Annotated in this window: 29 protein-coding genes, 4 tRNA genes and 1 pseudogene; 21 read left to right on the plus strand and 13 right to left on the minus strand. The window is 33.2% G+C overall.

All coding sequences use genetic code 11. The features are described from left to right. The 6 genes and pseudogenes from ACW9W3_RS10340 to ACW9W3_RS10365 form a co-directional block, all read right to left on the minus strand. Positions 1-230, minus strand: a 230-nt coding sequence (locus ACW9W3_RS10340; protein ID WP_457766060.1) for a CxxC-x17-CxxC domain-containing protein, incomplete at its 3' end; no start/stop codon positions are given. Positions 231-305: 75 nt separating this feature from the next. Beyond that, positions 306-635 carry a hypothetical protein gene (locus ACW9W3_RS10345; protein WP_457766061.1) on the minus strand — a complete coding sequence of 110 codons (330 nt, stop codon included), beginning with the start codon at positions 633-635 and terminating at the stop codon, positions 306-308. Positions 636-687: 52 nt separating this feature from the next. Further along, positions 688-1,164: a phosphopantetheine adenylyltransferase gene (locus ACW9W3_RS10350; protein ID WP_457766062.1), complete on the minus strand. Its 477-nt coding sequence runs from the start codon at positions 1,162-1,164 to the stop codon at positions 688-690. Positions 1,165-1,239: 75 nt separating this feature from the next. Beyond that, positions 1,240-1,515 (minus strand): annotated as a pseudogene (locus ACW9W3_RS10355) (hypothetical protein); the annotation flags it as partial. 483 nt (positions 1,516-1,998) lie between these two features. After that, positions 1,999-3,066 (minus strand): hypothetical protein, encoded by a 1,068-nt coding sequence (locus tag ACW9W3_RS10360; protein WP_457766063.1) that lies wholly within the window; start codon positions 3,064-3,066, stop codon positions 1,999-2,001. A gap of 308 nt (positions 3,067-3,374) precedes the next feature. Next, a tRNA-Ala gene (locus ACW9W3_RS10365) sits at positions 3,375-3,448 on the minus strand. A gap of 79 nt (positions 3,449-3,527) precedes the next feature. On the opposite strand from ACW9W3_RS10365, the gene ACW9W3_RS10370 reads away from it, so the two are divergent. Further along, the gene (locus ACW9W3_RS10370; RefSeq protein ID WP_457766064.1) at positions 3,528-4,082 is read left to right on the plus strand and encodes a thioredoxin family protein; all 555 of its coding nucleotides are present in this window, start codon (positions 3,528-3,530) and stop codon (positions 4,080-4,082) included. A 33-nt stretch (positions 4,083-4,115) separates the two neighbouring features. Then, positions 4,116-4,190: transfer RNA gene (locus tag ACW9W3_RS10375), tRNA-Ile, on the plus strand. Between the two features lie 7 nt (positions 4,191-4,197). Here the strand turns inward: ACW9W3_RS10375 and ACW9W3_RS10380 are convergent. Further along, a complete protein-coding gene (locus tag ACW9W3_RS10380) occupies positions 4,198-5,091 on the minus strand; it encodes a B12-binding domain-containing protein (protein WP_457766065.1) in 894 nt (297 codons plus the stop codon). A 148-nt stretch (positions 5,092-5,239) separates the two neighbouring features. Here ACW9W3_RS10380 and ACW9W3_RS10385 point away from each other — a divergent pair, with 148 nt between their 5' ends. Both ACW9W3_RS10385 and ACW9W3_RS10390 read left to right on the plus strand, forming a co-directional pair. Further along, complete coding sequence (locus ACW9W3_RS10385) at positions 5,240-5,692, plus strand: response regulator (RefSeq protein WP_457766066.1); 453 nt, start codon at positions 5,240-5,242, stop codon at positions 5,690-5,692. A gap of 114 nt (positions 5,693-5,806) precedes the next feature. Beyond that, complete coding sequence (locus tag ACW9W3_RS10390; protein ID WP_048115112.1) at positions 5,807-6,193, plus strand: hypothetical protein; 387 nt, start codon at positions 5,807-5,809, stop codon at positions 6,191-6,193. Positions 6,194-6,198: 5 nt separating this feature from the next. Here ACW9W3_RS10390 and ACW9W3_RS10395 read toward each other — a convergent pair. Beyond that, positions 6,199-6,320 (minus strand) — tRNA-Leu (locus tag ACW9W3_RS10395). A 91-nt stretch (positions 6,321-6,411) separates the two neighbouring features. On the opposite strand from ACW9W3_RS10395, the gene ACW9W3_RS10400 reads away from it, so the two are divergent. Beyond that, positions 6,412-6,485, plus strand: a tRNA-Thr gene (locus ACW9W3_RS10400). Between the two features lie 167 nt (positions 6,486-6,652). After that, positions 6,653-7,516, plus strand: coding sequence for a DNA adenine methylase (locus tag ACW9W3_RS10405; protein ID WP_457766067.1), 864 nt, complete (start codon positions 6,653-6,655; stop codon positions 7,514-7,516). 90 nt (positions 7,517-7,606) lie between these two features. On the opposite strand, the gene ACW9W3_RS10410 is transcribed toward ACW9W3_RS10405, so the two are convergent. The 3 genes from ACW9W3_RS10410 to ACW9W3_RS10420 form a co-directional block, all read right to left on the minus strand. Then, positions 7,607-8,257: an ammonia monooxygenase gene (locus ACW9W3_RS10410; RefSeq protein WP_457766068.1), complete on the minus strand. Its 651-nt coding sequence runs from the start codon at positions 8,255-8,257 to the stop codon at positions 7,607-7,609. A 148-nt stretch (positions 8,258-8,405) separates the two neighbouring features. Beyond that, positions 8,406-8,768, minus strand: a complete 363-nt coding sequence (locus ACW9W3_RS10415) for a hypothetical protein (protein ID WP_457766069.1) — start codon at positions 8,766-8,768, stop codon at positions 8,406-8,408. 115 nt (positions 8,769-8,883) lie between these two features. After that, entirely contained in the window at positions 8,884-9,558 is a 675-nt protein-coding gene (locus ACW9W3_RS10420; protein WP_457766107.1) for a methane monooxygenase/ammonia monooxygenase subunit C, read from the minus strand. A gap of 143 nt (positions 9,559-9,701) precedes the next feature. Between ACW9W3_RS10420 and ACW9W3_RS10425 the strand changes: the two genes are divergently transcribed. The 3 genes from ACW9W3_RS10425 (at position 9,702) to ACW9W3_RS10435 (ending at position 11,245) form a co-directional block, all read left to right on the plus strand. Continuing rightward, positions 9,702-10,271 (plus strand): methane monooxygenase/ammonia monooxygenase subunit B, encoded by a 570-nt coding sequence (locus ACW9W3_RS10425; protein ID WP_457766070.1) that lies wholly within the window; start codon positions 9,702-9,704, stop codon positions 10,269-10,271. Positions 10,272-10,367: 96 nt separating this feature from the next. After that, the gene (locus ACW9W3_RS10430) at positions 10,368-10,682 is read left to right on the plus strand and encodes a hypothetical protein (protein WP_457766071.1); all 315 of its coding nucleotides are present in this window, start codon (positions 10,368-10,370) and stop codon (positions 10,680-10,682) included. Positions 10,683-10,720: 38 nt separating this feature from the next. Beyond that, positions 10,721-11,245 carry a hypothetical protein gene (locus ACW9W3_RS10435; protein ID WP_457766072.1) on the plus strand — a complete coding sequence of 175 codons (525 nt, stop codon included), beginning with the start codon at positions 10,721-10,723 and terminating at the stop codon, positions 11,243-11,245. Positions 11,246-11,329: 84 nt separating this feature from the next. Here the strand turns inward: ACW9W3_RS10435 and ACW9W3_RS10440 are convergent, their stop codons facing one another. Together ACW9W3_RS10440 and ACW9W3_RS10445 are read right to left on the minus strand one after the other, a co-directional pair. After that, positions 11,330-11,599, minus strand: a complete 270-nt coding sequence (locus tag ACW9W3_RS10440) for a hypothetical protein (RefSeq protein ID WP_012215889.1) — start codon at positions 11,597-11,599, stop codon at positions 11,330-11,332. Between the two features lie 110 nt (positions 11,600-11,709). Beyond that, entirely contained in the window at positions 11,710-12,042 is a 333-nt protein-coding gene (locus ACW9W3_RS10445) for a hypothetical protein (protein WP_457766073.1), read from the minus strand. A gap of 124 nt (positions 12,043-12,166) precedes the next feature. On the opposite strand from ACW9W3_RS10445, the gene ACW9W3_RS10450 reads away from it, so the two are divergent. The 12 genes from ACW9W3_RS10450 (at position 12,167) to ACW9W3_RS10505 (ending at position 23,381) form a co-directional block, all read left to right on the plus strand. After that, positions 12,167-12,616 (plus strand): 30S ribosomal protein S15, encoded by a 450-nt coding sequence (locus tag ACW9W3_RS10450; RefSeq protein ID WP_048115090.1) that lies wholly within the window; start codon positions 12,167-12,169, stop codon positions 12,614-12,616. Next, positions 12,616-14,037: a DHHA1 domain-containing protein gene (locus ACW9W3_RS10455; RefSeq protein WP_457766074.1), complete on the plus strand. Its 1,422-nt coding sequence runs from the start codon at positions 12,616-12,618 to the stop codon at positions 14,035-14,037. Before ACW9W3_RS10450 ends, ACW9W3_RS10455 begins: the two co-directional genes overlap by 1 nt. Next, positions 14,000-14,242 (plus strand): KEOPS complex subunit Pcc1, encoded by a 243-nt coding sequence (locus tag ACW9W3_RS10460; protein ID WP_457766075.1) that lies wholly within the window; start codon positions 14,000-14,002, stop codon positions 14,240-14,242. Before ACW9W3_RS10455 ends, ACW9W3_RS10460 begins: the two co-directional genes overlap by 38 nt. Then, complete coding sequence (serS, locus tag ACW9W3_RS10465; protein ID WP_457766076.1) at positions 14,242-15,507, plus strand: serine--tRNA ligase; 1,266 nt, start codon at positions 14,242-14,244, stop codon at positions 15,505-15,507. Before ACW9W3_RS10460 ends, serS begins: the two co-directional genes overlap by 1 nt. 40 nt (positions 15,508-15,547) lie before the next feature. Further along, the gene (locus ACW9W3_RS10470) at positions 15,548-16,159 is read left to right on the plus strand and encodes a 30S ribosomal protein S3ae (protein ID WP_457766077.1); all 612 of its coding nucleotides are present in this window, start codon (positions 15,548-15,550) and stop codon (positions 16,157-16,159) included. Positions 16,160-16,185: 26 nt separating this feature from the next. Further along, the gene (locus ACW9W3_RS10475) at positions 16,186-16,614 is read left to right on the plus strand and encodes an RNA-binding domain-containing protein (protein ID WP_457766078.1); all 429 of its coding nucleotides are present in this window, start codon (positions 16,186-16,188) and stop codon (positions 16,612-16,614) included. Between the two features lie 186 nt (positions 16,615-16,800). Then, positions 16,801-18,258: an NAD(P)/FAD-dependent oxidoreductase gene (locus ACW9W3_RS10480; RefSeq protein WP_457766079.1), complete on the plus strand. Its 1,458-nt coding sequence runs from the start codon at positions 16,801-16,803 to the stop codon at positions 18,256-18,258. A 40-nt stretch (positions 18,259-18,298) separates the two neighbouring features. Then, complete coding sequence (locus tag ACW9W3_RS10485) at positions 18,299-19,093, plus strand: AAA family ATPase (protein ID WP_457766080.1); 795 nt, start codon at positions 18,299-18,301, stop codon at positions 19,091-19,093. Continuing rightward, on the plus strand, positions 19,094-20,656 hold the full coding sequence (locus tag ACW9W3_RS10490) for a VWA domain-containing protein (protein WP_457766081.1): 1,563 nt from the start codon (positions 19,094-19,096) through the stop codon (positions 20,654-20,656). An 87-nt stretch (positions 20,657-20,743) separates the two neighbouring features. After that, entirely contained in the window at positions 20,744-22,294 is a 1,551-nt protein-coding gene (locus ACW9W3_RS10495; protein ID WP_457766082.1) for a pyridoxal-phosphate dependent enzyme, read from the plus strand. Between the two features lie 3 nt (positions 22,295-22,297). Continuing rightward, positions 22,298-22,753: an ASCH domain-containing protein gene (locus tag ACW9W3_RS10500; RefSeq protein WP_457766083.1), complete on the plus strand. Its 456-nt coding sequence runs from the start codon at positions 22,298-22,300 to the stop codon at positions 22,751-22,753. Between the two features lie 64 nt (positions 22,754-22,817). Continuing rightward, positions 22,818-23,381 carry a TATA-box-binding protein gene (locus tag ACW9W3_RS10505; RefSeq protein ID WP_048115071.1) on the plus strand — a complete coding sequence of 188 codons (564 nt, stop codon included), beginning with the start codon at positions 22,818-22,820 and terminating at the stop codon, positions 23,379-23,381. Positions 23,382-23,394: the final 13 nt, after the last annotated feature.

A 23,394-nucleotide genomic window follows, 5' to 3' on the forward strand; every position in this document is an offset into this window, starting at 1 on the left:
CAGTAAACAGGTTTGTTAGTTCTGGGAACAAATGGAACTGTACATTCAGTGCCGCAATCAGAACAAGTTACAGTTGTAGATTCATCTCTACTGTCATTTCGTGAACCTCTATCATCTCGTGAATATCTATCTCGACTAGAATTTCTAAAAGAACGGGAAGGACCATTATCTCTATTGGAAGTTCTTTGCGAATTTTTTTTGTCAGAATACTTTGATTTGTAGAGTTCCATTGTATTTGGAGTTAAGATATTTGATTATAGATACTTACAGATTAAATTTGTGCCTAAAGTGAAAAAAATCGGATATTATACTAATGATTTATCCATTTCAGTAGACATTATTTCTTGGACTTTAAGAAAATATAGTTTTGTAGAATATGGCATTTCATCTAAATTATTGTCTACTGCTATCATGAAATATCTAACTGCACGTTTTGAAATATCTAAATTAAATTTCATTGAAAGTATAGGATCTTGATGGACTTTGATTTTATCCTGAAGCCAAGGGGGAGCCATCTCAATTGTTTCTTTGATGATTTTATCATACCAATATGAGAGATTCTCAGGGTGTAGTCCCTGTTTAAGATTTGATACGTCGGTATCAATTTTTTTCATCATGTGATTAATGATGGCCATGAGGCTCAATCAAATAATTTTGTTTTATTACGATTACTCAAAGTTAGACAAGCTACTTGTCAATTGAAAGCGAGTTTCCCTCAATGTCAATTTCAGAATTTTTAATTCGAGTAGTAGAAATTCTTTTTCCATCTTTTGCCAAAAACATTGGAACAGAAATAATTTCAACAGGGGGAAGTTTCTTTTCAGCACGTAATTTATTTAAGATATTTCCCTGATTGCTAGTTTCATCGCTTACTACAAGTGCTTGAATCCCTTTTTCTAAAACAGCAGGTCCAAAATCATTATTCAGTTTACTAATTTGAAAAGAAGTATCAGGGTATTTTTTTAAAAGTTCTACTGTCAAATTTTTAAGTCGTTTTTCATATTTGTGAATTGGGATTTTTCCCTTCTTTTCAGCTAGTTCATCACTAGTTAATCCAATTATGACTTTATCTGAAATATTAAATGCATTTGAAAGTAATGTCAAATGTCCTTTATGGATTATATCAAATGTCCCACCCATAGCAACAAGGGAAAATTTAGACATGCATATGTGTAAAATTCTTTGAAAATAAATCTACTTTTCTAATTCTGAAAATGTAAATTAAATCGAATTTTTATTTTAAGTAGATAACTTCATCAATCCTTCTTTAATCAAGAATTGAATGCCCTCAACAAATGAGCTGTCATCAATTTGACCATCAGCCCACCAACCAGCATTACTTTTAATCCAATCAGGGATTTTATTATCAGTATTTGCTGAACCCTGTTCAGTTACAGGGATTTTCATCAATCCTTCTTTAATCAAGAATTGAATGCCCTCAACAAATGAGCTGTCATCAATTTGACCATCAGCCCACCAACCAGCATTACTTTTAATCCAATCAGGGATTTTTGTATTGATAGATGAAGATGTATCCACATCAGAATTTATCATAAATGATATACTTTCTACAGTAGCCTTTGAATTTCCATATTGAGCTTTTACAATATATTTTCCTTCAAGAAATTTATCACTTAAAATAATAGTATATGAAAAAGCCCTATCAGAATTTACAGATGTTTTTTGAGTAGAGACTAAATTGTTACTAGAATCAAAAATAGAAATACGTAAATTTCTATCTTCATCAAATTTATTTACAGTTCCAGAAAAGATTATAGATTCTCCAAGATCATATGATTCCTTGTCAGTATTGACATCTACAGTGTAGTTATTTGCGCTGCTTTGTTCAGGTGGACCACCATATCCTAAAGCATTTTGTCCTGAAAAAGATACTACAAGTAAAGACATTGTAATAATTAAAAAGAGATTAAATTTCATAAGTACATTACAACCAATCTTGTTGCATTTAAACGGTAGAATTCCTTTGTAGTGATTAATCTAATTTACCAGAATTAGGACAAATGGACCCTGCTCAGATATAGGAATATTATTTCTATCCCAAACAAATGTTTCAATGAAAAATAATCCATTTTTTTCTGGAATCCAATCTACGGATTGTGACTGAGCTTCATTCCCAATAAATCTCCCATCAAATTTTCCAATAAACTCAACATATGGAGATTCCCCTGATTCTTTGATTTGTACATAGTATGTGTATGGAGTTTCAGCAGGGATTTGTTTGCTAGAAAACTCAACTAATGATTCACTTACTATGTTTACAGTTGAACCGACCTTAATTTCAGAGAGATTGTTTCCATTTGTATCCTCTACAGCAACATTAGAAATTGAAACTAATTTTGACATCGATTGAGGAGGTGGGATTTTTACATCAACAAAATCAGAATTAAAAATATTAGACTCTGCAAATAACAAAAACCCTACAGCTCGAGGATCAATGTCTTCATTTATTTCAAAAGATACTTCAGCGTTTGACTCTACATTTCCAAGTTCTATTGTAGAAATCCCAAGAATTCGTGATGGTTCAAAACCATCATAAAATGCAAGGTAAACATTAGTGTCAGTATTAGGTGCTCCCCCATTTTGCAAAACTCCTGAAACTCTTAAGGACGTATCATAAAATACATCAGTGGAATAAACAGACAATCCTTTTTGTTTAGATACTGAAGGATCAAATCCCAAAAGAAAAACAGATGCCTGAGTGATATTTGGATTAGGAGATTGAGAACGAATGGCATATGGGGATTTACCATTTGGAGGAATTACTTCAAGAGTTGTGATACCTTGATTGATTTCCAAAGGATTTGGATCCAAATCATCATAAAATTTCACTTGAATCACTACATTTGATACAGAAGATAACGAATCAGTATTTTCAACTACTCCGACAACAACAGTATAGCCTTCTGAATCCTGATAAACAAAAGGAGTTTCACTAGTAAGAGAGACTGAAAGAGTTGAAAGCGTATCAGTTTTTTCTTGAGAATAAGATTGTGAAAAAGGAATGAAAAGTAAAACCAAAAATACTCCTAAAACAAATTTCTGCATCAAATGAAGTTACTAAATGAGATTAATTTCATTGAGTATAACATATAGTCAACAAGAAAGGTAACATGAATTCACCTAGTTACCACTAAGATTAGAATAATAAAAAGAGATTAAAAAATAATGTATTCTTATTTTCTCTTTGCGGTAATTGCTAACCAGTAAATCAAACCGGGGGCTAAACCTACAATGAGTGGTATGAATACAGGCCATCCGTCTGCTGCGCTTGTCATGAAAAAAAACTCAAACTTATCCTATTTAAATCCATCCAGTAATCTGAAATTCAGCACAGATCGGTTTAATGAAAAAAGTGGACCGGACGGAATTTGAATCCGTGACCCCCCGCGTGCAAGGCGGGTATACTACCAGGCTATACTACCGGCCCACATGAAGTTTGGATTATCTGTGGATTTTAATTGTTGCTTCTTGGCAAGAATTTTATTTGAAAACAAGATGGTTTCTTCATGGTATTATTAGAGTCTCAAGTCAAACTAAAAACTGGAAGTATTGCACCAGATTTTGAATTATTGGGAATTGACGATAAAAAACATTCCTTAAATGATTACAGTAACTCCAAAGGGATTTTGGTAATTTTCATGTGCAATCATTGTCCATATGTTAAAGCTAAAGTAGACGCATTAAATGAGTTATATGAAAAATTTGGAAAGGAAATTGCAATTATAGGAATTAACAGTAATGACTCTACGGATTATCCTGAAGATAGTTTTGAAGCTATGAAAGAGACTGCAAAAGAAAAAGGATTCAAATTTGATTATCTAGTAGATGAAACACAAGAAATTGCAAAGAAATATGGAGCAATGTGTACACCTGATCCATTCCTATTCAATAGCCAAAAGCAATTGGTTTTTCATGGAAGAATAGATAATGCTATGAAACCAGATGATTCCCCAACTGAAAAGACAATGATCAATAATATGCAAAAATTATTGTCTGGTGAAAAAATTGAAAACGATTTTGATCCATCAATTGGTTGCTCAATCAAATGGAAGGAAAATTAAACTTAAATGAGTCCTGCCTAGAGATTTGTTCGTGGGCTCGTAGCTCAGCTTGGCTGGAGCGTTCGACTGATAATCGAAAGGTCATGTGTTCGAATCACATCGGGCCCATTTTTCATCATTTTAGATTTTCAGCAGTTGTTTTAGACCATTGTAAAATATCCTCAAGTTGATCAGAGAGTAAATCAGAATGAATTTTAGATTTTTTAGATGTTTTACCACATAGTACTAATTTCATTTTTTTCCCAGATTTTTCCTTAATCGGATTTATAGAATTGGCAAAAAAATTCAATCCTTCATTAGAATGAGAGAAAATTATCACTAGTAAAATTCCAGGTTTTTGCTTCCAGATTTTTCCCACTAATTTTTGAAAATCTAGATCAAACAAGACATCAATTGCAGATGTCATATCACCTAAATGAGAAACCTTCCATCCATCTGAATGATACGCTGCAGAAGCAGCTTCTGAAATCAAGATACTTTGTGAATCAGCTGCAATGACAACTACATTCTTTTTTAGATCAGTCACCATCTGAATTTGATTGAATATTTGAAATGATTTTGAAATGGTAGTTTTTAAGAGATTGAGCTCTGCCGTTCCAATTTTTCCTGCTTCAAATAGAGTTTGCACATGATCAACTGCAGGAAAAATTACCTCAAGAATTAAACGATTAGCATTTGCTCCAGAATGCAAACAATTTCGAATTAAAGATTGAGTTTGCTCATCAGTACCTTTAACCAGATATTCAAGGTAGGTAGATCCCACTTTGAAATAATCATCAGGAAAATTGAAAGATTCTTGACCTGGTTCTAAAAACCACAAAGTTATATTTCCAATATTTTTTTGTCGAAGCAATCCTTCAGCTGCAAAAACTTTGAGGTATTTTGACATTGTAATTCTATTAATTCCAATTTTTTTAGAAATTTCAACTCCTGACATTCCAGAATCAGAATTTTCTAAAGATAAAATCAGTTTTTCTCTAATTGATTCTGTTGAATATCCCCTGCCCATGATATTTTTGGATGATGGTATTGTATAAACACTAATTTTCAATATTCTGGGAGGCTATTTTTAAAATGGTTCACTCAAGCCTGTAGGAGTAAAATCATAGACAGAAAATTAGCTATGTTCATAGTTCATAAAGCAATACTCAATCCTATTGTCCGATCAAGAACAACATACAGATCTATGTATTATTTCATGGATTTATGAAATTATGCATTACGGTTCAAGAATTCTTGTAGTTGAAGATTCTGAGGCAATAGCAGAATTTTATAAAGATGTTTTAGAATCTGAAGGGTATAAAGTCAATATTGTCATTGATGGGAAAGAAGAGATTGAACTTTATGAGAAGGAAATTGAATTAAATAAATCTGGAAAGCCTCCTTTTGATCTAATTGTAAGTGATAATTCTATGCCTATATTAAATGGAATTGAAGCAGGTAGAAAAATACTAGAAATGATGCCCAATCAGAAAATATTTTTTGTTACTGCTGACAAGGATGCAGTTTTGAATAAATTCAGTCTTGATCAAAAGAATATTGATGTTGAACAAAAACCTATCAAAATCGAGTTGTTTTTGAAAAAAGTGAATTTACTTATTCAAAATTAATTTTTTAATTTAAGGTTAAAGGTAACATAGAAAAATCAACTGACAAGATGACAGCACCTTGAAAATAAAACATTAAATACTTGAGTACTTTATTGTACGGTAAGGAAAAGTAAATTGCCAAAAGCCGGATTTAAATCAATCACAGTTTCAGAAACAGTTTATGATAAATTCCATCAGGTTTATCAAAACAGTAAAGACGACCTTACAATGAAAGGCGTCAATAGTTTTTCAGGTTATGTAACTTACATGTTAGAGGAGATGATGCAAAAGGACAAAACTTTTGCAAGATATGCCCCCAAGATTGAAAAAATTTCTGTCGATGATGATCGTGTTATTCTAAAAGATAATATCAAAAATAGAATCGCAGAAGTTGCAGTTCAAAAAGGAGAATTGTTCTGTCAGCTATGTGACGAAAAAGATTGTGTACATGTTGGTTTTGTTTTCTCATTACCAGATGTCTATGAAGTCTTAAACTCTAGAGGAATAAAGCATCCAAAATAGAGTAATGGAGGAGGTGGGATTTGAACCCACGAACTCCTGAGAGACAGGATCACCCATTATTTGATCTTAAGTCCTGCATGTCCAAAAGCACATTGTGCTTACTTTGGCCAGGCTTGATTACTCCTCCAAAAATCTAGAAATCTGTGTGAAATTTAACAGTTTAGAAGAATATCGCTCAGAATGAAGAATTATAAGGATTTTCTACTGAGAATTTTCGTGCTTCGATAGCTCAGCCTGGTAGAGCGTTACATTGGTAATGTAAAGGTCGCGGGTTCAGATCCCGTTCGAAGCTTATTATTTTCTACAAAATTCTAATGTAATCCTTCAATTACGATATTATTCAAAATTTAACCAATTTACGAAATTTGTATTTAAGCTATTGTGAGACTAGGAAAAAGTTAGTTCAAGATCAAATTATTTTATCTAAAGCACAGTTAATGATTTTTGCAATCATAATCATTGAAACAAGTATACAGGCAGATTTCATCTGTAACTCCAAAGCCTTTCGTTAAATGGGCAGGTGGAAAACGTCAACTAATTCCAATTTTAAATGAAAATCTCCCTAAAACCTTTGGAACATATTTTGAGCCATTTTTGGGTGGTGGTGCATTACTCTTCCATATCCTTACTGAAAGAAAGGGTCAAAAATGCAGTATTTCGGATTTGAATTCTGATCTAGTTTTGACATATACTACAATTCGAGATAGAATTGATGAATTAATTTCATCGCTAAAAAACCACGAAAGAAATTATCATAAAGATTCTAAATCATATTATTATTCAGTTAGAGAATCCAATCCTAGAAGCGAAATTGAAAAAACATCAAGATTACTGTTTATGAATAGAACGTGTTTTAATGGATTGTATCGTGTAAATAGCAAAGGAAAATTCAATGTACCACTAGGAAAATACACAAATCCAAACATAGTAAATGAAGAAAATTTACGTGCAGTATGTTCTATTTTACAATCAAGTAGAGTTGCAATAAAATGTAGAGATTTTGAATCTGTTCTTCGAGATGCAAAAAAAGGTGATTTTGTATACTTTGACCCACCATATCAACCAGTTAGTGACACTGCCAACTTTACAAGTTACACTAACAAGAGTTTCACACATGAGGATCTCAACAGACTTGCAGAGATTTGTTTAGAATTAGATTCTAAAGGATGTAATGTTTTATTATCAAATTCAGATTCTAAAGAGGTAGCAGAATTGTTCTCAAGCAAATCTTGGAAAATTAAAAAAATCCATGCAAACCGTTCCATTAATTCAAATTCTAAAAAACGAACTGGACACTTTGAATTATTGATTAAAAATTATTAAACAAATTTGTAATATTTTATCTTTTTAGAATTTAGTCTAGAGAAACCTCTAAGAGAAAATAATAAAATGAAAAGGAAAAGGTTGGAGTTTTTAGTCCCACTTTGACCAAGCGGCCATCCATCTGTATGTCCAAGTGTTTAGTTTGACACCTAATGCTGCCATTGTACATCCCAATACTGCACCTGCACCTGCACCGAGAGCAACTGGGCTGTTATAGAATTTACCTACTTGCGGTTCGATTGGTGTCATATATGGTGGCAATGTTGGTCTTGGATATTTGAATGCCGTTTCTAGTGGGTCTGCTACTGTTATCAGGTTTACCATATTGAATAATGGTAATGACATTCCTACCAGTACGCCGCCAAACAGTATCAAGGAGTGCTTGTTCTTCTTTGTTGCCCAGTATACTAAGTCCAACAGCATCGCTGATGGTAACCAAACTGGAACTACAATGAAGTCATATGGGTAGCCAAGTGAAAACCATGCGGCTTTTGCTATCCATGTGTATACTGTCATAATTAGAGCGTAGTACGTTGCTGTGCCTGGAACGCCTGTAAATGTTAGATAATAACATGCACCTACAAGAAGCATCAACGTTTGCGATATTGAGAATACCGTATACGATGTCCAAGCCCAGTCAGTGTAGAAGATGTAGTCTCCTGCATTAATTGTTAACAGTGTTGAGTTAACTGCAACTACTACTATGAATAAGTAGTGTGTACATCGTCTTAACCAGACCATATGAAGTCAAAGAAACGGTCAGTATATAAAATTTTAGAGTATGCAGAAGATCGTCATTTTTGACTTTAATAAAATATGAAAAGACGACAAAGTCGTCTCTTAATTTAATGAAAATGAAAAAGAAATGTCTGAAGGGGTTTCCTTCGGATTACCAACCAACGTATAGTGATACGAATAGTACGAAAGCTACAGAAGCAGCAATACTGCCACCAACTATGCCATTACTATTTTTGTTGGAACCTTCTTCCATGACTTTAACACAGAAGATGTAACCTATTGCCTCAATGATTGCAAGTACGATGAATGCAAAGTGACCACTTGCTGTTGGATATGCCCATGGATAATAGAAGTATCCTGCTGCAGTACCACCAAAAGTTGCTAACAATGCTGCCCAATATGAGATTGTAATCATACCAGTCATATTTTCAACGCGTCGTCCAATCATTCGTTCTATATCAGCACTTGATGATCCACCAGTGCCGCCAGAACCAAATCCTTTAGGAAGAGTCATTCTGGAATTATTCTAAAGTAGAATCCTTTTAAATCTTTCTTAAACAGATGTGGATTGTACGATCTACGTCTTTAAAATAATAAAAGAGAAAAAAGTGTGCTTTTGCACAATTTGTCTATGGAATTGATCTGCTGTACAATTTGCCTTCTAAAGCCATCTTGTACATCTCTGCAACATATGGGTTCTCACCAGGAGTTTCTGCACCTAGTTCTACGAGTCGAGCATATACTCTAACTACGTATGCTAGTGCACCCATGAATGCAACTACTACACCCATGTTAAACATCCAGTGGTTTGGAACCGCAAATATTTCTTCTACAAACCAGAAGTGCCACATCTCATTGACCCCAATTGTAAACATAGTTGCAAGGTAACCAAGAATGGTCATCTTTAAACCAGTGTTCATTGAATTATTAGGACCTCTAAGAACTGGTACTTTTCTATCATAGATTGCTGCTGCTCCCCATCCAAGTGGTAATGTGATGAAGTGGGAATACAACCACCAGTGTGCTGGTGTGAATGCACTATCTCTGATAGAAGTCTGATGTAGAGAACCATCGACGAAGTTATCTACTTCGACTGATGCTGCAGTGGATCCCATAGCAATAACGATGAGCCAGATTTTTTTAAGTCTCTGAATCTCAACTTCTTTTGGGATTAATGCGGGCATCTGTGCCATGACAACATAGGTGTGAATTCGGAATATAAAGTAAGAGTTTGAAGATAAAGAGATTTTATCCAATTTTTTATATAAAAAATGAAAATTATAATGAAAATTATTCTTTATTATAAATTAAAATATAATAATCATATGATTTTTTTATCATTTTCATTGTATAACATTGATGATTGACATTGAAGAAAGGATCGATCCTCGTGATTAAGGTAAAACATATAACGATGTCCTTTATTTCCTCAATATTAGGGATAACTATGGTCGAAAAAAGAATTTTCGTATTTGGACTAGCTGTAGTACTTGCACTAGGAACATTAGGTTTCAACTGGGTTGAATCCATTCTTCCAACTGCAGATGCACACGGTGTCCAAGCACAACTCCAGAGTCGTTTCATCAGAATTGAAGATGAAACCTTTAACAGACAATCCCTACAAACTGGCGAAACCTTGACAGTTCAAGGAACACTAGTCAGCCTTGTAGAAAGAGACCTAAGAGGATGGCTCTCAATATTCACAGAGTCAACCAACGCAGGTAACAGATGGGAGATGTTAGCAAGAGATCCACCAGGAAACGTCTTTGACATTCCAGGTAATGCTATTGTTGATTATTCACTATCTGCAAAAGCACTTGAAGCAGGTGTATACCACGTACACACCCAACTCAATGTAGCCAAAGTTGGTCCAGGACTGGGTCCAGGTCAAACAGTTGTCGTTGAAGGGGAACCAATTATCAAACCAATCCCATATACCAACATCGCATATCAATCAATTATCATAGGTGTTGGATATGTCATTACGTTTGCAACAAGACCCTGGCAAGTAATCTAAACAACCCAACCTTTCCTTTTCATTTTCTAATCAATCATACGGATGACGTATTGATTTTAAACCAAGTTTTATCTTCTAGAAAATTGTATTGAAAATATGTTAAGTTTTAAAATAATCAAATTAGATATTTTTCAAAGTTATTTTTTTGGAGAAGTAGAATTTCGTTCGGACAAATTCAAAGTCAACATACAAAATCAGAGAAGAGGCAAAGTTCTAAAATTACCGTTTGAGATAAAGTCAAAAAGTGAGAAAGTAATTGTCAGAATGACAGGACCTAATGATTTGTTTGTAGAAGATTATCTTCCTTATCAGGGAGAATCAGAATGGTTAGAAATTGACTCTGACGAAATAACATATTCTTTGGCAGATCACCAAGACAAATTTGATACAATTGAGATAATGCTAGAATAAGAGAAAGGACTTTAAGGAATCTGCTCAAAGTCATCACGATGAAATATCCTGGAATGGGGGATCCTTACAAAAGAAACAAGACAATAAAATTTCTTGTGATAAGTGGCATCATAGGTGCTATTGCAGTTTTACTTACTAGTTTAGTAGTAAACCCCTTGATAGGTGAGCAAGCGCATAATGCTTGTATTGACGATTTGGATACTGATTGGAAAATTTCATTTACATTTGAAATGATTATGGATGGTCAAAAAGCAGAAGTTCAGCCAAATATTGGAATAACAGAAGACTGTCAAAGAGCAATTTACACACTTTCTAATGACGGTACAGTATATGCGGAATGGACAGAAGACCCCAATTTTGAAATCGGGCATTTCTTATACATTTCTAAGTTCAAAATTAGAGATATGGAAGAATCAAAAACAGAAATTTATGTAAATGATAGATTATCAGATAATGGTCTAAAAACACCATTACAGGACAAGTATCACTACAAAGCAGTATTTACTTCAAAGGATTATGATTCATCTAAAGACAAAGACTTCTTACCAGAATTAGAAAAATAGGTTTCTGACTTTAACAGAATTAGAAAACAAGATAGTTTTCACTACAAGATATTAAAAATAATGAAAAGAAGAAAGGAAGTAATTTTACCAGTATTTACCGTTGTCTGGAATCAGACCAATGCCTTCTCTTTCAAAGTGTCTGTCCAACTCATCGACCCATCTCTCACGGTTGTCTTTGTAAGCCCATCCGTGTACACGTAACCAGAATGAAATAATTCCAAGAAGGAATACTGTGAACATCATGGTTCCGAAGATGTAAATCATTACATCATAGAATAATGGATCATAGTTTGGTCCCAGTTGTCCTGTAAGTGAAGACAGGATGCTTAGGAAAGTTCCTACGATAGGAGTCATGATAATTTGGCTCAATTTGTGCGATATATACATTTCTTTTATTATCAGAAAGTACGAGATCAGTATTCACTAGGATACAGATAATAAAATAAGAGAAAAGTGAGGTTTGATTATCCTCTGCCCATTGCTGCGTATTTGCCAGATCTTCCTCTAATGAAGAATGCTCCTGCAATACCACCGAACACTGCACCTGCAATTACTGAGGCACCAACTACACCACTTGCATCAAGATATGGAGTTCCTGAACCAGAGGCTGGATTTGCTTCAGCAGATTCAATTCTTCTTCTTTGAATTTCAAGTGCTTCTTCTAATGTGTATGATCCGGTTTCACCTTCACTACCAACGTTTCCCATGTATTGTGCAAATGCTATTGCATCTTCTGCATAGAATCCCATAGTGAAGACAGCAACTAAGGATGCTGCTAATAGTATTTTTGTATTCATACCGTTTACCTGCTCGTTTTGAACCTGGTGAGTTATTTAACTTTTCTTCTAAACCCCAATTTTTGATATAATGTACGAGATCAGTATAAGTAACGTTTAATTCTGTATTTTATTGAGCCAAATCATGGGACGAATGCACACACATAGACATGGAAAGTCACATTCTATTAGACCAGCTACATTACGTGCACCTTCATGGATAACTCAAAGTCCTAAAGAAATTGAAGAATTAGTTGTAAAATACTCAAAGGATGGTTTAACCCCAAGTCAGATTGGAATTAAATTGAGAGATCAGCATTCTATTCCACTAATCAAACCAATTACTAAAAAAAGTATGGGTGAAATTCTTGAAGAAAATGATTTGAAACCAGATATGCCAGAAGACTTGGAAAATATGGTAAACAAGGCAGTTGGTCTTCAAAAACACCTAAAGGAAAACAAAGGAGACAACAGAAATGTTAGATCTTTGGAATTAATAGAAGCCAAAGTTCACAGATTATCTGTATACTATAAAAGAATTGAAAGAATTCCTAAAACCTGGAAATATAAATCCGTGGTTGCTCAATTAGAGTAATGACAAAATCACTTGATGAGTCACTATCATATTTCAAAGATAAAATTTCAGATTGCATTAAATCAAAAAAATCAATTTCAGTTACAACCCACATTGATTGTGATGGACTTACATCTGGTAGTATTATTACAAAAGCCCTAATCAGAGCAGGTGCAAATTGCACAGTTAGAACATCAAAAGAATTTAGTAAAAATGTAGTAGAGTCCTTCAAAACAGATTCTAGGGATTTTCATATTGTTACAGATTTAGGAGGAGGTTTTGCAAGTGAACTTGATTCAACTCTTGGGGACAATTGGATTGTATTGGATCATCATCAAATTCCAGATAAAGAAATAGACAATCAAAATGTGATTAACGCATGGAAATATGGAATTGATGGAGGAGTTGAGATCTGTGCAGGAGGCATGGCATATCTTGCATCCATGTCACTTGATGAAAAAAATTCAGATTTGTCTGCCATTGCAATAGTTTCAGCATTAGGAGACAGACAAGATCAGGGGGAAAGAAAATCATTTACGGGTAAAAATTTTGAGATTGCAAATACTGCAAAAGAACAAGGTTTGGTAGATATTGATTTAGATTTATTACTCGTAGGCAGAGAAACTAGACCTCTTCCAGATGCACTTGCATTTACATCACAGCCATTTATTGAAGGCCTTACCTGGAATAGAGATGCATGTCTTTCTCTTCTAAATTCATCAGGAATTAAGCTAAAGGATGGAGGAAGGTGGAGGGTTCCAGCAGAATTAACCGAAGAAGAAAAAAGACAAGTAATTGAATCAATTTCAAAATTTACAGCAGGCAAAAATGCTACAGAGATAATGTCTGAACTTATTGGATATACCTATACATTTCCAAGAGAGGATAACAGGGGTTTCCTCCGAGACGGGAGAGAGTTTTCAACCATGTTAAATTCCTGTGGAAGGATTAATCGCTCAGGTGTTGGAATGGCAATATGCATGGGAGACAGAAACAAGATACTCAGAGAAGGAGAATCAATACTAACAGATTATAGAAAAATGATAAGAGAATACATGAATATTCTATCAAATGAGAAATGGCGAATTTCAGAAAGTGAAACATGCATTATGGTAAATGGTGAAGACATAGTACCAGAAACAATGACTGGAACTATATCATCATTAATTGCAGGTTCTCCGAAAAATTCAGGAAAAATTGTTATTTTGAGAACAAAGGGGGAAGAAAATACAATAAAATTCTCATCAAGAAAATCTTTTGGTTGTAATTCAGATATCAATCTCAGTGAAATTATGAGGACCGGTGCTGAAAAATTTGATGGAATTGGTGGTGGACATAACGCAGCAGCTGGGGCAAAAATAACTAAAGACAAATTGGACGAATTTCTCAATTATTTGGAAGTAAATGTCGTTAACGTGTCAAGTCAAAGTAGTTCTCAATAACATATCACAAGAAAAAGCCAAAACTGTCAAAAAAGCACTAGAACCTGACAATGTAAATTTTCCAGAAGGATTGAGTCTTTATGTTGAAAATATTGATAACAAACTAGTTTTTAATTTTGAGAGTAAGAAGAACATGAAGCATCTTATTGGAACAATTGATGAAGTATTGGAACATATCCAAGTGGCATTAAAGGTGATAGAGTAATGCTAGATCCAAAATTAATCAAAGAGAATCCTCAGGTTATTCAAGATATGCTAAAAGCAAGGGCAGTAAAATTTGATTTGGATGGATTAATAGAGTATGATCAAAAAAGACGTGAATTTATCATCAAAACAGATGAATTGAGAAAGAAGAAAAATCAAGTAGCATTAGAAATTTCACAGAAAAAAAAGAAAGGAGAAGACGCATCGTCGATTTTAGAAGAGATGCGGGATGTTTCAGGAAAACTTTCAGAATTAGAATTAGAACAAGAAAACATTGAAAAATTATATTCAAAACTAGCTCTAACAATTCCAAATCTTGTTGATAAATCAGTTCCAGTTGGGGCAGATGAAAATGCAAATAAAGAAATCAGAACATGGGGTAAAATTCCAGAATTTGATTTTAAGATAAATGATCATATCGATATTTCAGAAAATTTAGACTTGGTGGATTTAGAAAGAGCTGCCAAAGTAGCAGGTGCAAGATTTTATTATCTAAAAAATGATCTTGTAAGACTCAATCAATCATTAATCCATTACGGATTAGATTTTCTGGCAAAAAAAGAATATTCACTAATTCAACCACCCTACATGATTAATCGAGAATCAATGGAGGGGGCAGTAATAGCAGATGATTTTGAAGAAGTAATTTACAAAGTTGAAGAAGAGGATCTCTACATGATTGGTACATCTGAGCATGCTATGGCTGCAATGCATTCTAAAGAAATCATTGAGGGAAAAGATTTGCCCTTGAGATATGCAGGGGTTAGTCCATGTTTTAGAAAGGAAGCAGGTGCACATGGAAGAGATCAGAAAGGGATTTTCAGGGTACATCAATTTGATAAAATTGAACAATTTGTTTTTTCAAGACCAGAAGATTCCTGGAAAGAGCATGAAAAAATGATTTCAGTTGCTGAAGAATTTTACCAAAGTTTAGAAATTCCATACAGAGTAATGCTACTCTCAACTGGAGACATGGGAAAAGTTTCAGCTAAAACATATGATATCGAAGCATGGATGTCAGGACAAAAGGCCTACAGAGAGATAGTATCGTGCTCAAATTGTTTGGATTACCAAGCAAGAAGATTGAAGATAAGATTTAGAGATAAAACAAATGAAGATACACAATACCTACACACTCTCAACAGTACACTAATTGCTACAACAAGAATTATGGTGGCATTAATGGAGAATGGTCAAACAAAAGATGGGCATATCAAAATCCCTCATGTTTTACAGAGTTACATGGGAAATCAGAAAGAGATCTAGTGACATACCCTTATATTTTGGGTTCAAAGGTCGATAATAATTGGCACGTAGAAAAGGTCGAGTAAAGGACAAGTGGAGAGAAAAACGCTGGGTTACAGTATATGCACCAGATTCATTTAACAACGTACCAATAGCTTATGTTCCAATTACTGATGATGAGAACGCAATAGGTAGAGTTTTAGAAGTTACATTATATGACATTCTAAAAGGAGATCCTTCACAGCATCAATACAAAATATATTTCCAAATTAACAAAGTAGATGGCGACAAGGCAACAACAATTTTTAAGAGATATGAATATTCAAAAGAATTTTTACGTAGTTTAGTTAGACGTGGTTCATCAAAAATTAACTTTAGCATAGATATCAAAACTAAAGATGGCTACATCTTTAGAATCAAATTACTTGCTCTAACACATAGACAACTTAACACATCTAGACAGCATGCTCTTAGATTAATTGCTCAAGATATAATCAGAAAAACAATTCCAGAAATGACAATAGATCAATTTGTTCAAGCAACATGTTATAGTAAAATTAATTCAGATGTTATGGCAGCGTTTAAGAAAGTTATTAGAGTTAGACATGTTGGTCTTGAGAAAGTAAAACTCATCAGAACAGCAGATAAAGAAACAGTGTTACTTGAAGCATAAGTAACCAAAGTTATTCTTTTACAATAATGATTGGTAAGATTGAAGTAACAATTGATGTTATTGTTCATGCAACAGAAGATATCTCAAAAATATTTCAATCATTTGGGGATTTACTCGAAATAGAAAAAGAAGAATTTACAGTTCATGAGACTACTGGATATTTTGAAAATCCAATAATTATGTTAAATACAAAAATTGTAAAAAAACAGGCTCAAAAGTTCATCAAGAAACTTTTAGAATTACTCTCAGAACAACAAATCACAGAGTTAATTGAGCAGGTTGAAGAAAGAACAGTTGACTCTAGGTTCCATATGAGATTAGATAAACAAGAATTAATCAATGGGAATGTCATAGTTAGCGAAAAAGATACAATAAAAATAAAAATTCATACACCAATTTACAACAAAAAAGATACAATCAAAACATTTGCAGAAATTTTTCAGATTGACAACTAGATTAAATAGGAATAACTAAGCAATTCAGCTTGGGAATGAGGAAATAACAGCCGCTCCAGTCTGAGTTAAAGCTATGAAGAGGCCGCGACGAACCGACCCCATTTTAATCGATATAAACCAAGTATGAAAGATCGACACAGATCATCATGGTATTATTTTAAATACGGATAGACGGACCGAATTATCGTGGTAGATTACGACGTTATAGTTGCAGGCGGAGGTCTTGCAGGTACAATTACAGCACAAGCAATTTCTCACTATTCCAACCAAAATGCAAAAATTTTGGTTGTTGATAGAAATACAGAATTTTTGCCAGGTAGAAAATCATTAGCTGGATGGGTATGTGGAGACGCATGTTCAAAAGAAGCAGTTGATTTTATGTCCAAAAGAATCAAAGTTGAATGGACCAGACCTGAAATCGAACATGATGTTAAAGGAGTAATGGCATTATCACCAGATAGAGAAACTGCAATTCCTTTTGATGGTGATGGATTTATGTTGAATCGTCAAAAATTACCGGAAATTCAAAATGAAAGATGTAAAAAAATAGGTATTGAGTTTGAATATGAAATCAATCTAACAGGTCTAATTTATGATGGACAGCAAGCAGTTGGAATTCAAGGTGTAGATAACAAAACAAAACTACCATTCAAGAAAACATCGAAAATTGTAATTGATGCAACAGGAGTTACATCTATGCTTAGAAATGGACTTCAAAACTCTACCAAAGTGGAAAAGAGGATAGATAGACGAGATTTAGAATCAACCGGAAGATACATCATGTATTTCGAACCTGGAAAAAAGGATCTTACTGAATTTGATCCAGATTATTGTATTATTCATTTAGATCAAGATATTGCACCTGGTGGATATGGATGGGTATTCCCAAAAGGAGATACTAAAGTTAACATTGGTTTAGGTGTAGAAAAATCTCTGTTAGATAAAAGAAACAAACGACTTGGAAAGAAAGATAATGTTGAATCATTAATGAAAGAATATCTTGCAAGAAATATAGCTATCAAAAATGCAAAGTTATCAGAAGATCCGCAAGACATGAACAATAATTCCGGGGTTTTCCAAGTATCAGTTAGAAGACAAAATGATTGCATGGTTTCAGGAGGATACATGATGGTTGGAGACTCTGCATGGATGCCAAAACCAATTGATGCAGGAGGTATAGGACCAGCATTAATTGCAGGTACAATTTTAGGAAATAATGTAGCTCAAGCATTAGAAGCAAATGATGTTTCTGAAGCTAGTCTTTGGCAATACAATCTTGATTATATCAAAGAATATGGATACAAAACTGCAGGTCTTGAACTCTTTAGACGATTAATTCAACAAATGTCTAATGAACAAATCAGTTATGGAATGAAACATTTTTTGGGTAAACTTGATGCTGAATCAATTAGTAAAGGTGAACATCCAGACTTTTCAGGATTAGGAAAGATTGGAATGATAATTAGAGGTGCAATGAACAAGACAGTTGCAGATGGACTCAGATATACTTCTAAAGAAAATCAATGGTTAGTTGAACATTACAATAATTATCCAAAAGATCCATCAGGATTTGATGAATGGAATAAAACATTGCATCAAAGACTAGATGAAGCTTTTACAAAAGTAGAAGCATTTGGAAAATAGATCTAATATTAAATATTGTTTAAATCAACGAAAACATACTTTGGGAGAAATTCAATATCTTGATTGGAATAATTCCACTCAGATACTAAACAAAGCATTTGAAGCAGGTCTTTTTGTTCTAATTATTGGACCAAAAGGTACTGGAAAAACATCCTTGGTCAGAGATTTTGCAAAGAGTAAAAATGTGAATCTACAATCAATTAATTTTAGCCTCAGAACAAGAGAAAGTCATCTGGTGGGATCAAAAACTCTTACTAATGGAACTGTCACCTTTGACGAAGGGGTTTTGATCAAATCAATGAAAGAAGGAAACATGTTATACTTGGATGAAATTAACGCAGCAGAAGCTGATGTATTACTTAGACTGGATGAAGCATTAGATGATAGACGCCAAATCGTACTAAAAGAATCTACAGGAGAATTAATCAAAGCAAAAGAAAATTGGTTTGTAGTTGCAACAATAAATCCATTAACTCATAGTGGAACAAAAGAATTACCACCTCAAATACTAAGTAGATTCCCAGTACGAATTAGATTAGAATACCCTCCAGAAGATATTGAATTAGAAATTGTAAAAAAACATATTTCTGGAGAACATGAATCAGAAATTATTCAAGCGATAAAATTAGCAAATACATTAAGACAAGCAGCTGCTGTTGAAGAATTATTTTACTCACCTAGCTTGCGAGAAACTATTGCATTTGCAAAATTATTAGATAAAGGCATGTCTGCAAAAGAAGCAGCAAAATTTGTTTTTGGAAATGTTTACACACAATGGGGAAGTATAGAGTATCAAAAGGTAAGTGACATCATTACATCAATGTTTGGTAATTAAATGCAAGCAATTCAACTACAAACAGAATCTATTGTAGAGATTGCCACTTTTCTCGTAAGAAGATGGGCTGAAAAAGAAAAAATGATTGTAGAAATTTCAGATAAAGTTGAAACAAGAACAAGATTAAATGAAAGTAAAGTAATCTTAACTCCTCTAGAAAAAAGAATTGGGAATGATTTTCAAAAATATCGTCAATTTAGAACGTCATTATGGTATGAAGCAATGAGGGTTAAATTCTGCAAAAAAATTCTTAGTAATGATCATGCATTTGGGTTTATTCTCAACACATTGGAAACACAAAGAGTAGAAAAACTAGGTAGGGAAATTTGGAAAGGTATGGATGATGAGATTATCTTTAATTATACTTACATGCTTGTTGCACGACCACAACTGCATTCAGTTTATGGAAAAGCAAGGATAGTGGAAGCATTCTATCAATATTTCATGTTTGGAGCAATAAAAGGAGAAATCCAATCTAGTCAATTTGAGCAAATAAAAAAAGCATCAGCATTTGCAAATAAAATAGTCAACAAAGCAATTGATGAAAATTATGATACTGAATGGCTTGAAGAAAACGTGAGTCAAATAATTAAAATTCTAGATATTGATTCACTTCTAACAATTCCGATATCTTTGCCTTTTATGAAAGCAGGAATGGCATTATCCGAAGAAGAATTACTAAAAGTTCTAAAGGTAATTTCAAAGAATAAAGAAGGAGATTTTGGATCAATAGATCCAGCATCTATAATGAGAGGAGAAAATATTTTTGACGAATACAAAGTATTACTGGATGAAAATAAAAAAACAGAAAACAAGGGATTTAGTCCAGAAGCAATTGGAGTTCAAATTCCTTCTACAAAAAATGTTGATGAAACAGCAATTTATGATATGAGTTTGATTAATGGATTAAAAATAAAATTTAAAGAATGGAATACAGGTTGGAAAGAACAACATCTAAGAACTGGAGATGAGTTTGATGAAGAAAATTACATTGAAGGAAATGAGCCATTCTTTACAGATGTAAAAAAATCAATTAAAACTAAAATTGTAATATTGTTAGATCATTCTTCAAGTATTGCATCAGATGCAATAGAATACAAAAAAGCAACATTGGCGTTATGTGAAGTTTTGTCTTATCTTAAAGTAAAATTTGCAGTATACGCATTTAGCACAGAAAATAGAGCAGTTGTATGCTGGTCAGTTAAACCAGATAATGTAAAATGGAATAGCATTACTGCAAAAAGATTAGCTCAAATTGTAGCCAATGGGTCTACACCACTGGCAGAGGTATACGATAAGATGTTTCCAATTTTACAATCAAAAAGACCAGATATTTTTTTGACATTAACAGATGGAGAACCTTCAGATCCTGATGCAGTAAGAATAATGACCAAATCATTCAAAGGATTAGGCATCAATATGGTATCTTTAGGCCTCGGTCCAAACACCGTAAGAGCAACCACAATTGCAAATAATCTAAAACATTTAGGTTATGAAAAAACTATGGCCGTTAGTAGGTTAAAAGATATTCCCAGTAAGGTGATTAGTATTTTAGATGTGTAAATAAAAATCAAAAATTTATTTCATACTATTTTTCTTATGAGATATTTTATATGAGATTAGAAATGAAGCAAATTTAGAGAGATAGAAATGACTGAAAATCAAGATAACGATATGGATAATGCTCTATTGCAAAAATTTGAAGAGCAAATATGGAATAAAATTCCCCATCTAGAAGATAACAAAGTAGTAAACCCAACACCATTAGTTGACTTGACAACAGATTTGAAGGAATGCGCCAAAAAAGTCTACAAGTTAGATCTTGATAATAAAAATTTAAAAATTTATGGAAAATTTGATTCTACATTACTTAGCGGTTCAATCAAAGTTAGAGCTGCTGCTCATATTATTCATAATGCAATTGTTTCAGGAAAATTAAAAGAAAATCAAACTGTTATAGAAGCTACTTCAGGAAACTTTGGAATTGCACTTGGACAATTATCAAAAATTGGAGTAAATGTTGTGGCACTTGTATCTAGAAAATTACAAGAAGGAGTGTTTAAAGAATTAAGAGACGAGAATATTCGAATTATGGATTTGGATATGGATATTTGTCCAGCACCAGGAATGGAAAATAAAGCTGATGAATTAGCTGCAAAAGCAACTGCAGGGAATATTCGTTCACAGTTATCAGAGCTTGGGTTTAATCCTGAAATTTTTGACATAAATATTCAAGAGATTGAAAAATTATTGGCCAAACAAGATATCATAAATTTAGCAAGATTATTAGCAAAAATTTATGGTTTATTCTGTCCAAAACAATACGATAATGAATTGAATACAGAAATTCATAGAACTGTAACAGGTGTAGAAATTGACCAGCAATTACATGAAAGTGGAGACTCGTTAGAAGATTATCAGATTGTTTGCTCATTTGGTACTGGAGGAACTTCTGGAGGTTTGAGTCAATATGTTGCTGAAAAATATGATAAAAAATCAGTTCATGTTGTTTTTCCTAGTCCAGGCCAAGATGTTGCAGGGATTAGAACTAAAGCCAAGGCTATGGGATTAACACTCTACAAACCTGAAACATTTGCTGCAGAACACGAAATAGATTACGAAAAGGCAAAATTTCTTTTAAAGTTCTTTGTTGACAAAGGTCATGACATAGGAGAAAGTACAGCCCTAGCATTATTTTCTGTAATACAGATGGCAAGCTCAGGAAATCACAGTAAATTTGTAGTGATTGTAGCTGATGGGATTGGAAAGTATAAGAAGAATTTTGAACAAATATCAAAAAATCAAATTCCAATTACAATTTCCTTACAAGATGCAGCATCAATTGCAGATGATTATGATAAAATAATTTGGGTTCACACTCAGTATACTCCAAAAGAGGAGGGTATAGAAATGATTGCAAGGTCATTAGGGGTTAATAAAGCAAAAATATCCATACCTAAAGCAAGTACGATTAATGACTTGTTATCCACACAGCAAATTCCAGAAGAGCTAAATAATGAACTAAATGGGACAAAAGGAAAATCATTGTTAGTATGTATGGCAGGAAATACGTCACTTATGACAGCACAAGTTTTGGCTAGTAAAGGAATAATCACTCAAAGTTTAACTGGCGGAATTACAAATTTGCCTGAAGGAAGAGGTAAAAATCCAGGGCAATTCATCAAAGCAGCTACTGAATAAAATTTGAAATGTCTTTCAGTTTCACAACCATTTGCCAATTTAATAATTTCAGGAAAAAAAACTATAGAATTACGAAAATGGAACACTAATTTTCGTGGAGATTTTTTAATTCATGCACCAATTAAAATCAGGACAGATGATTGCAAGAGATTAAAAATGAATATGAAATTTGTGACAGGGGCAATTATTGGAAAAGCTGAGATTTATGATGTTAAAAAATACAATTCAATTAAGGAAGTAAAAATAGATCAAAAATTTCATTTAGCATCAAAAAAATTTCATGACAAAGTTTTTGGATTTAAATTAAAAAATGCAAAATCATTGAGAATTCCAATTCCATGGAAAGGTCAGTTAGGATTTTTTGAGGTTAATTTACCAAAAATGAAAATCAAAAATACAGAAATTGTCTCAGACATAATTGATGAAGAATATCGCTATCAGTGGATAGGACATCATTAAGACTCATAAAGATCCAAAAAAATATGACTAGTATATATAAAGGCGCTATTTAAAGTCCCTCGTTATGCCTCAAACAAAGCCAATTGTTAGTGTTGAAAACGTAGTTGCCTCAGCATCAGTAGACCAAAAAATTGATCTTAATGACATAACAGAAAAATTTCCAGATACAGAATATCATCCAGAGCAATTTCCCGGACTTGTTTTTAGATTAAAAAGTCCTAGAACTGCAACGTTGATTTTTAGAACAGGAAAAATGGTTTGTACTGGTGCTAAATCTGAAGAGATGGCAATTAAAGCTGTAAACACAGTTGTTCAAAAATTAAGAAAAGGGAAAATTAAGATTAAAAAAGATGCAGTTATCACAGTTCAAAATATTGTTGCAGCAATTAATCTTGGTGGAAAAATTCACTTAGAAAAAGCTGCAAGGACTTTACCAAGAAGCATGTATGAGCCAGAACAATTTCCCGGACTTATTCACAGAATGTTAGATCCAAAGACAGTAATTTTGTTATTTGCTTCTGGAAAATTGGTTTGTACTGGTGCTAAAAAAGAATCAGATGTATATCGTTCTGTTCATAATTTACACGCACTATTAGAAGAAAAGAATCTAATGATTTATGATCAATGATTATTTTATAATT

Source organism: Candidatus Nitrosopumilus sp. bin_68KS (assembly GCF_054095825.1).

Excerpts from the sequence above, each read along its gene's own strand:
- ACW9W3_RS10495 (WP_457766082.1), top strand. The coding sequence starts at position 20,744 with ATGACTGAAAATCAAGATAACGATATGGATAATGCTCTATTGCAAAAA.
- ACW9W3_RS10445 (WP_457766073.1), bottom strand. The coding sequence starts at position 12,042 with ATGAATACAAAAATACTATTAGCAGCATCCTTAGTTGCTGTCTTCACT.
- ACW9W3_RS10505 (WP_048115071.1), top strand. The coding sequence starts at position 22,818 with ATGCCTCAAACAAAGCCAATTGTTAGTGTTGAAAACGTAGTTGCCTCA.
- ACW9W3_RS10380 (WP_457766065.1), bottom strand. The coding sequence starts at position 5,091 with ATGGGCAGGGGATATTCAACAGAATCAATTAGAGAAAAACTGATTTTA.
- ACW9W3_RS10410 (WP_457766068.1), bottom strand. The coding sequence starts at position 8,257 with ATGGTCTGGTTAAGACGATGTACACACTACTTATTCATAGTAGTAGTT.
- ACW9W3_RS10460 (WP_457766075.1), top strand. The coding sequence starts at position 14,000 with ATGTCGTTAACGTGTCAAGTCAAAGTAGTTCTCAATAACATATCACAA.
- ACW9W3_RS10370 (WP_457766064.1), top strand. The coding sequence starts at position 3,528 with ATGGTATTATTAGAGTCTCAAGTCAAACTAAAAACTGGAAGTATTGCA.
- ACW9W3_RS10435 (WP_457766072.1), top strand. The coding sequence starts at position 10,721 with ATGAAATATCCTGGAATGGGGGATCCTTACAAAAGAAACAAGACAATA.
- ACW9W3_RS10350 (WP_457766062.1), bottom strand. The coding sequence starts at position 1,164 with ATGTCTAAATTTTCCCTTGTTGCTATGGGTGGGACATTTGATATAATC.
- ACW9W3_RS10430 (WP_457766071.1), top strand. The coding sequence starts at position 10,368 with ATGTTAAGTTTTAAAATAATCAAATTAGATATTTTTCAAAGTTATTTT.
- ACW9W3_RS10475 (WP_457766078.1), top strand. The coding sequence starts at position 16,186 with ATGATTGGTAAGATTGAAGTAACAATTGATGTTATTGTTCATGCAACA.
- ACW9W3_RS10440 (WP_012215889.1), bottom strand. The coding sequence starts at position 11,599 with ATGACTCCTATCGTAGGAACTTTCCTAAGCATCCTGTCTTCACTTACA.
- ACW9W3_RS10490 (WP_457766081.1), top strand. The coding sequence starts at position 19,094 with ATGCAAGCAATTCAACTACAAACAGAATCTATTGTAGAGATTGCCACT.
- ACW9W3_RS10360 (WP_457766063.1), bottom strand. The coding sequence starts at position 3,066 with ATGCAGAAATTTGTTTTAGGAGTATTTTTGGTTTTACTTTTCATTCCT.
- ACW9W3_RS10425 (WP_457766070.1), top strand. The coding sequence starts at position 9,702 with ATGGTCGAAAAAAGAATTTTCGTATTTGGACTAGCTGTAGTACTTGCA.
- ACW9W3_RS10345 (WP_457766061.1), bottom strand. The coding sequence starts at position 635 with ATGGCCATCATTAATCACATGATGAAAAAAATTGATACCGACGTATCA.
- ACW9W3_RS10455 (WP_457766074.1), top strand. The coding sequence starts at position 12,616 with ATGACAAAATCACTTGATGAGTCACTATCATATTTCAAAGATAAAATT.
- ACW9W3_RS10415 (WP_457766069.1), bottom strand. The coding sequence starts at position 8,768 with ATGACTCTTCCTAAAGGATTTGGTTCTGGCGGCACTGGTGGATCATCA.
- ACW9W3_RS10450 (WP_048115090.1), top strand. The coding sequence starts at position 12,167 with ATGGGACGAATGCACACACATAGACATGGAAAGTCACATTCTATTAGA.
- serS (WP_457766076.1), top strand. The coding sequence starts at position 14,242 with ATGCTAGATCCAAAATTAATCAAAGAGAATCCTCAGGTTATTCAAGAT.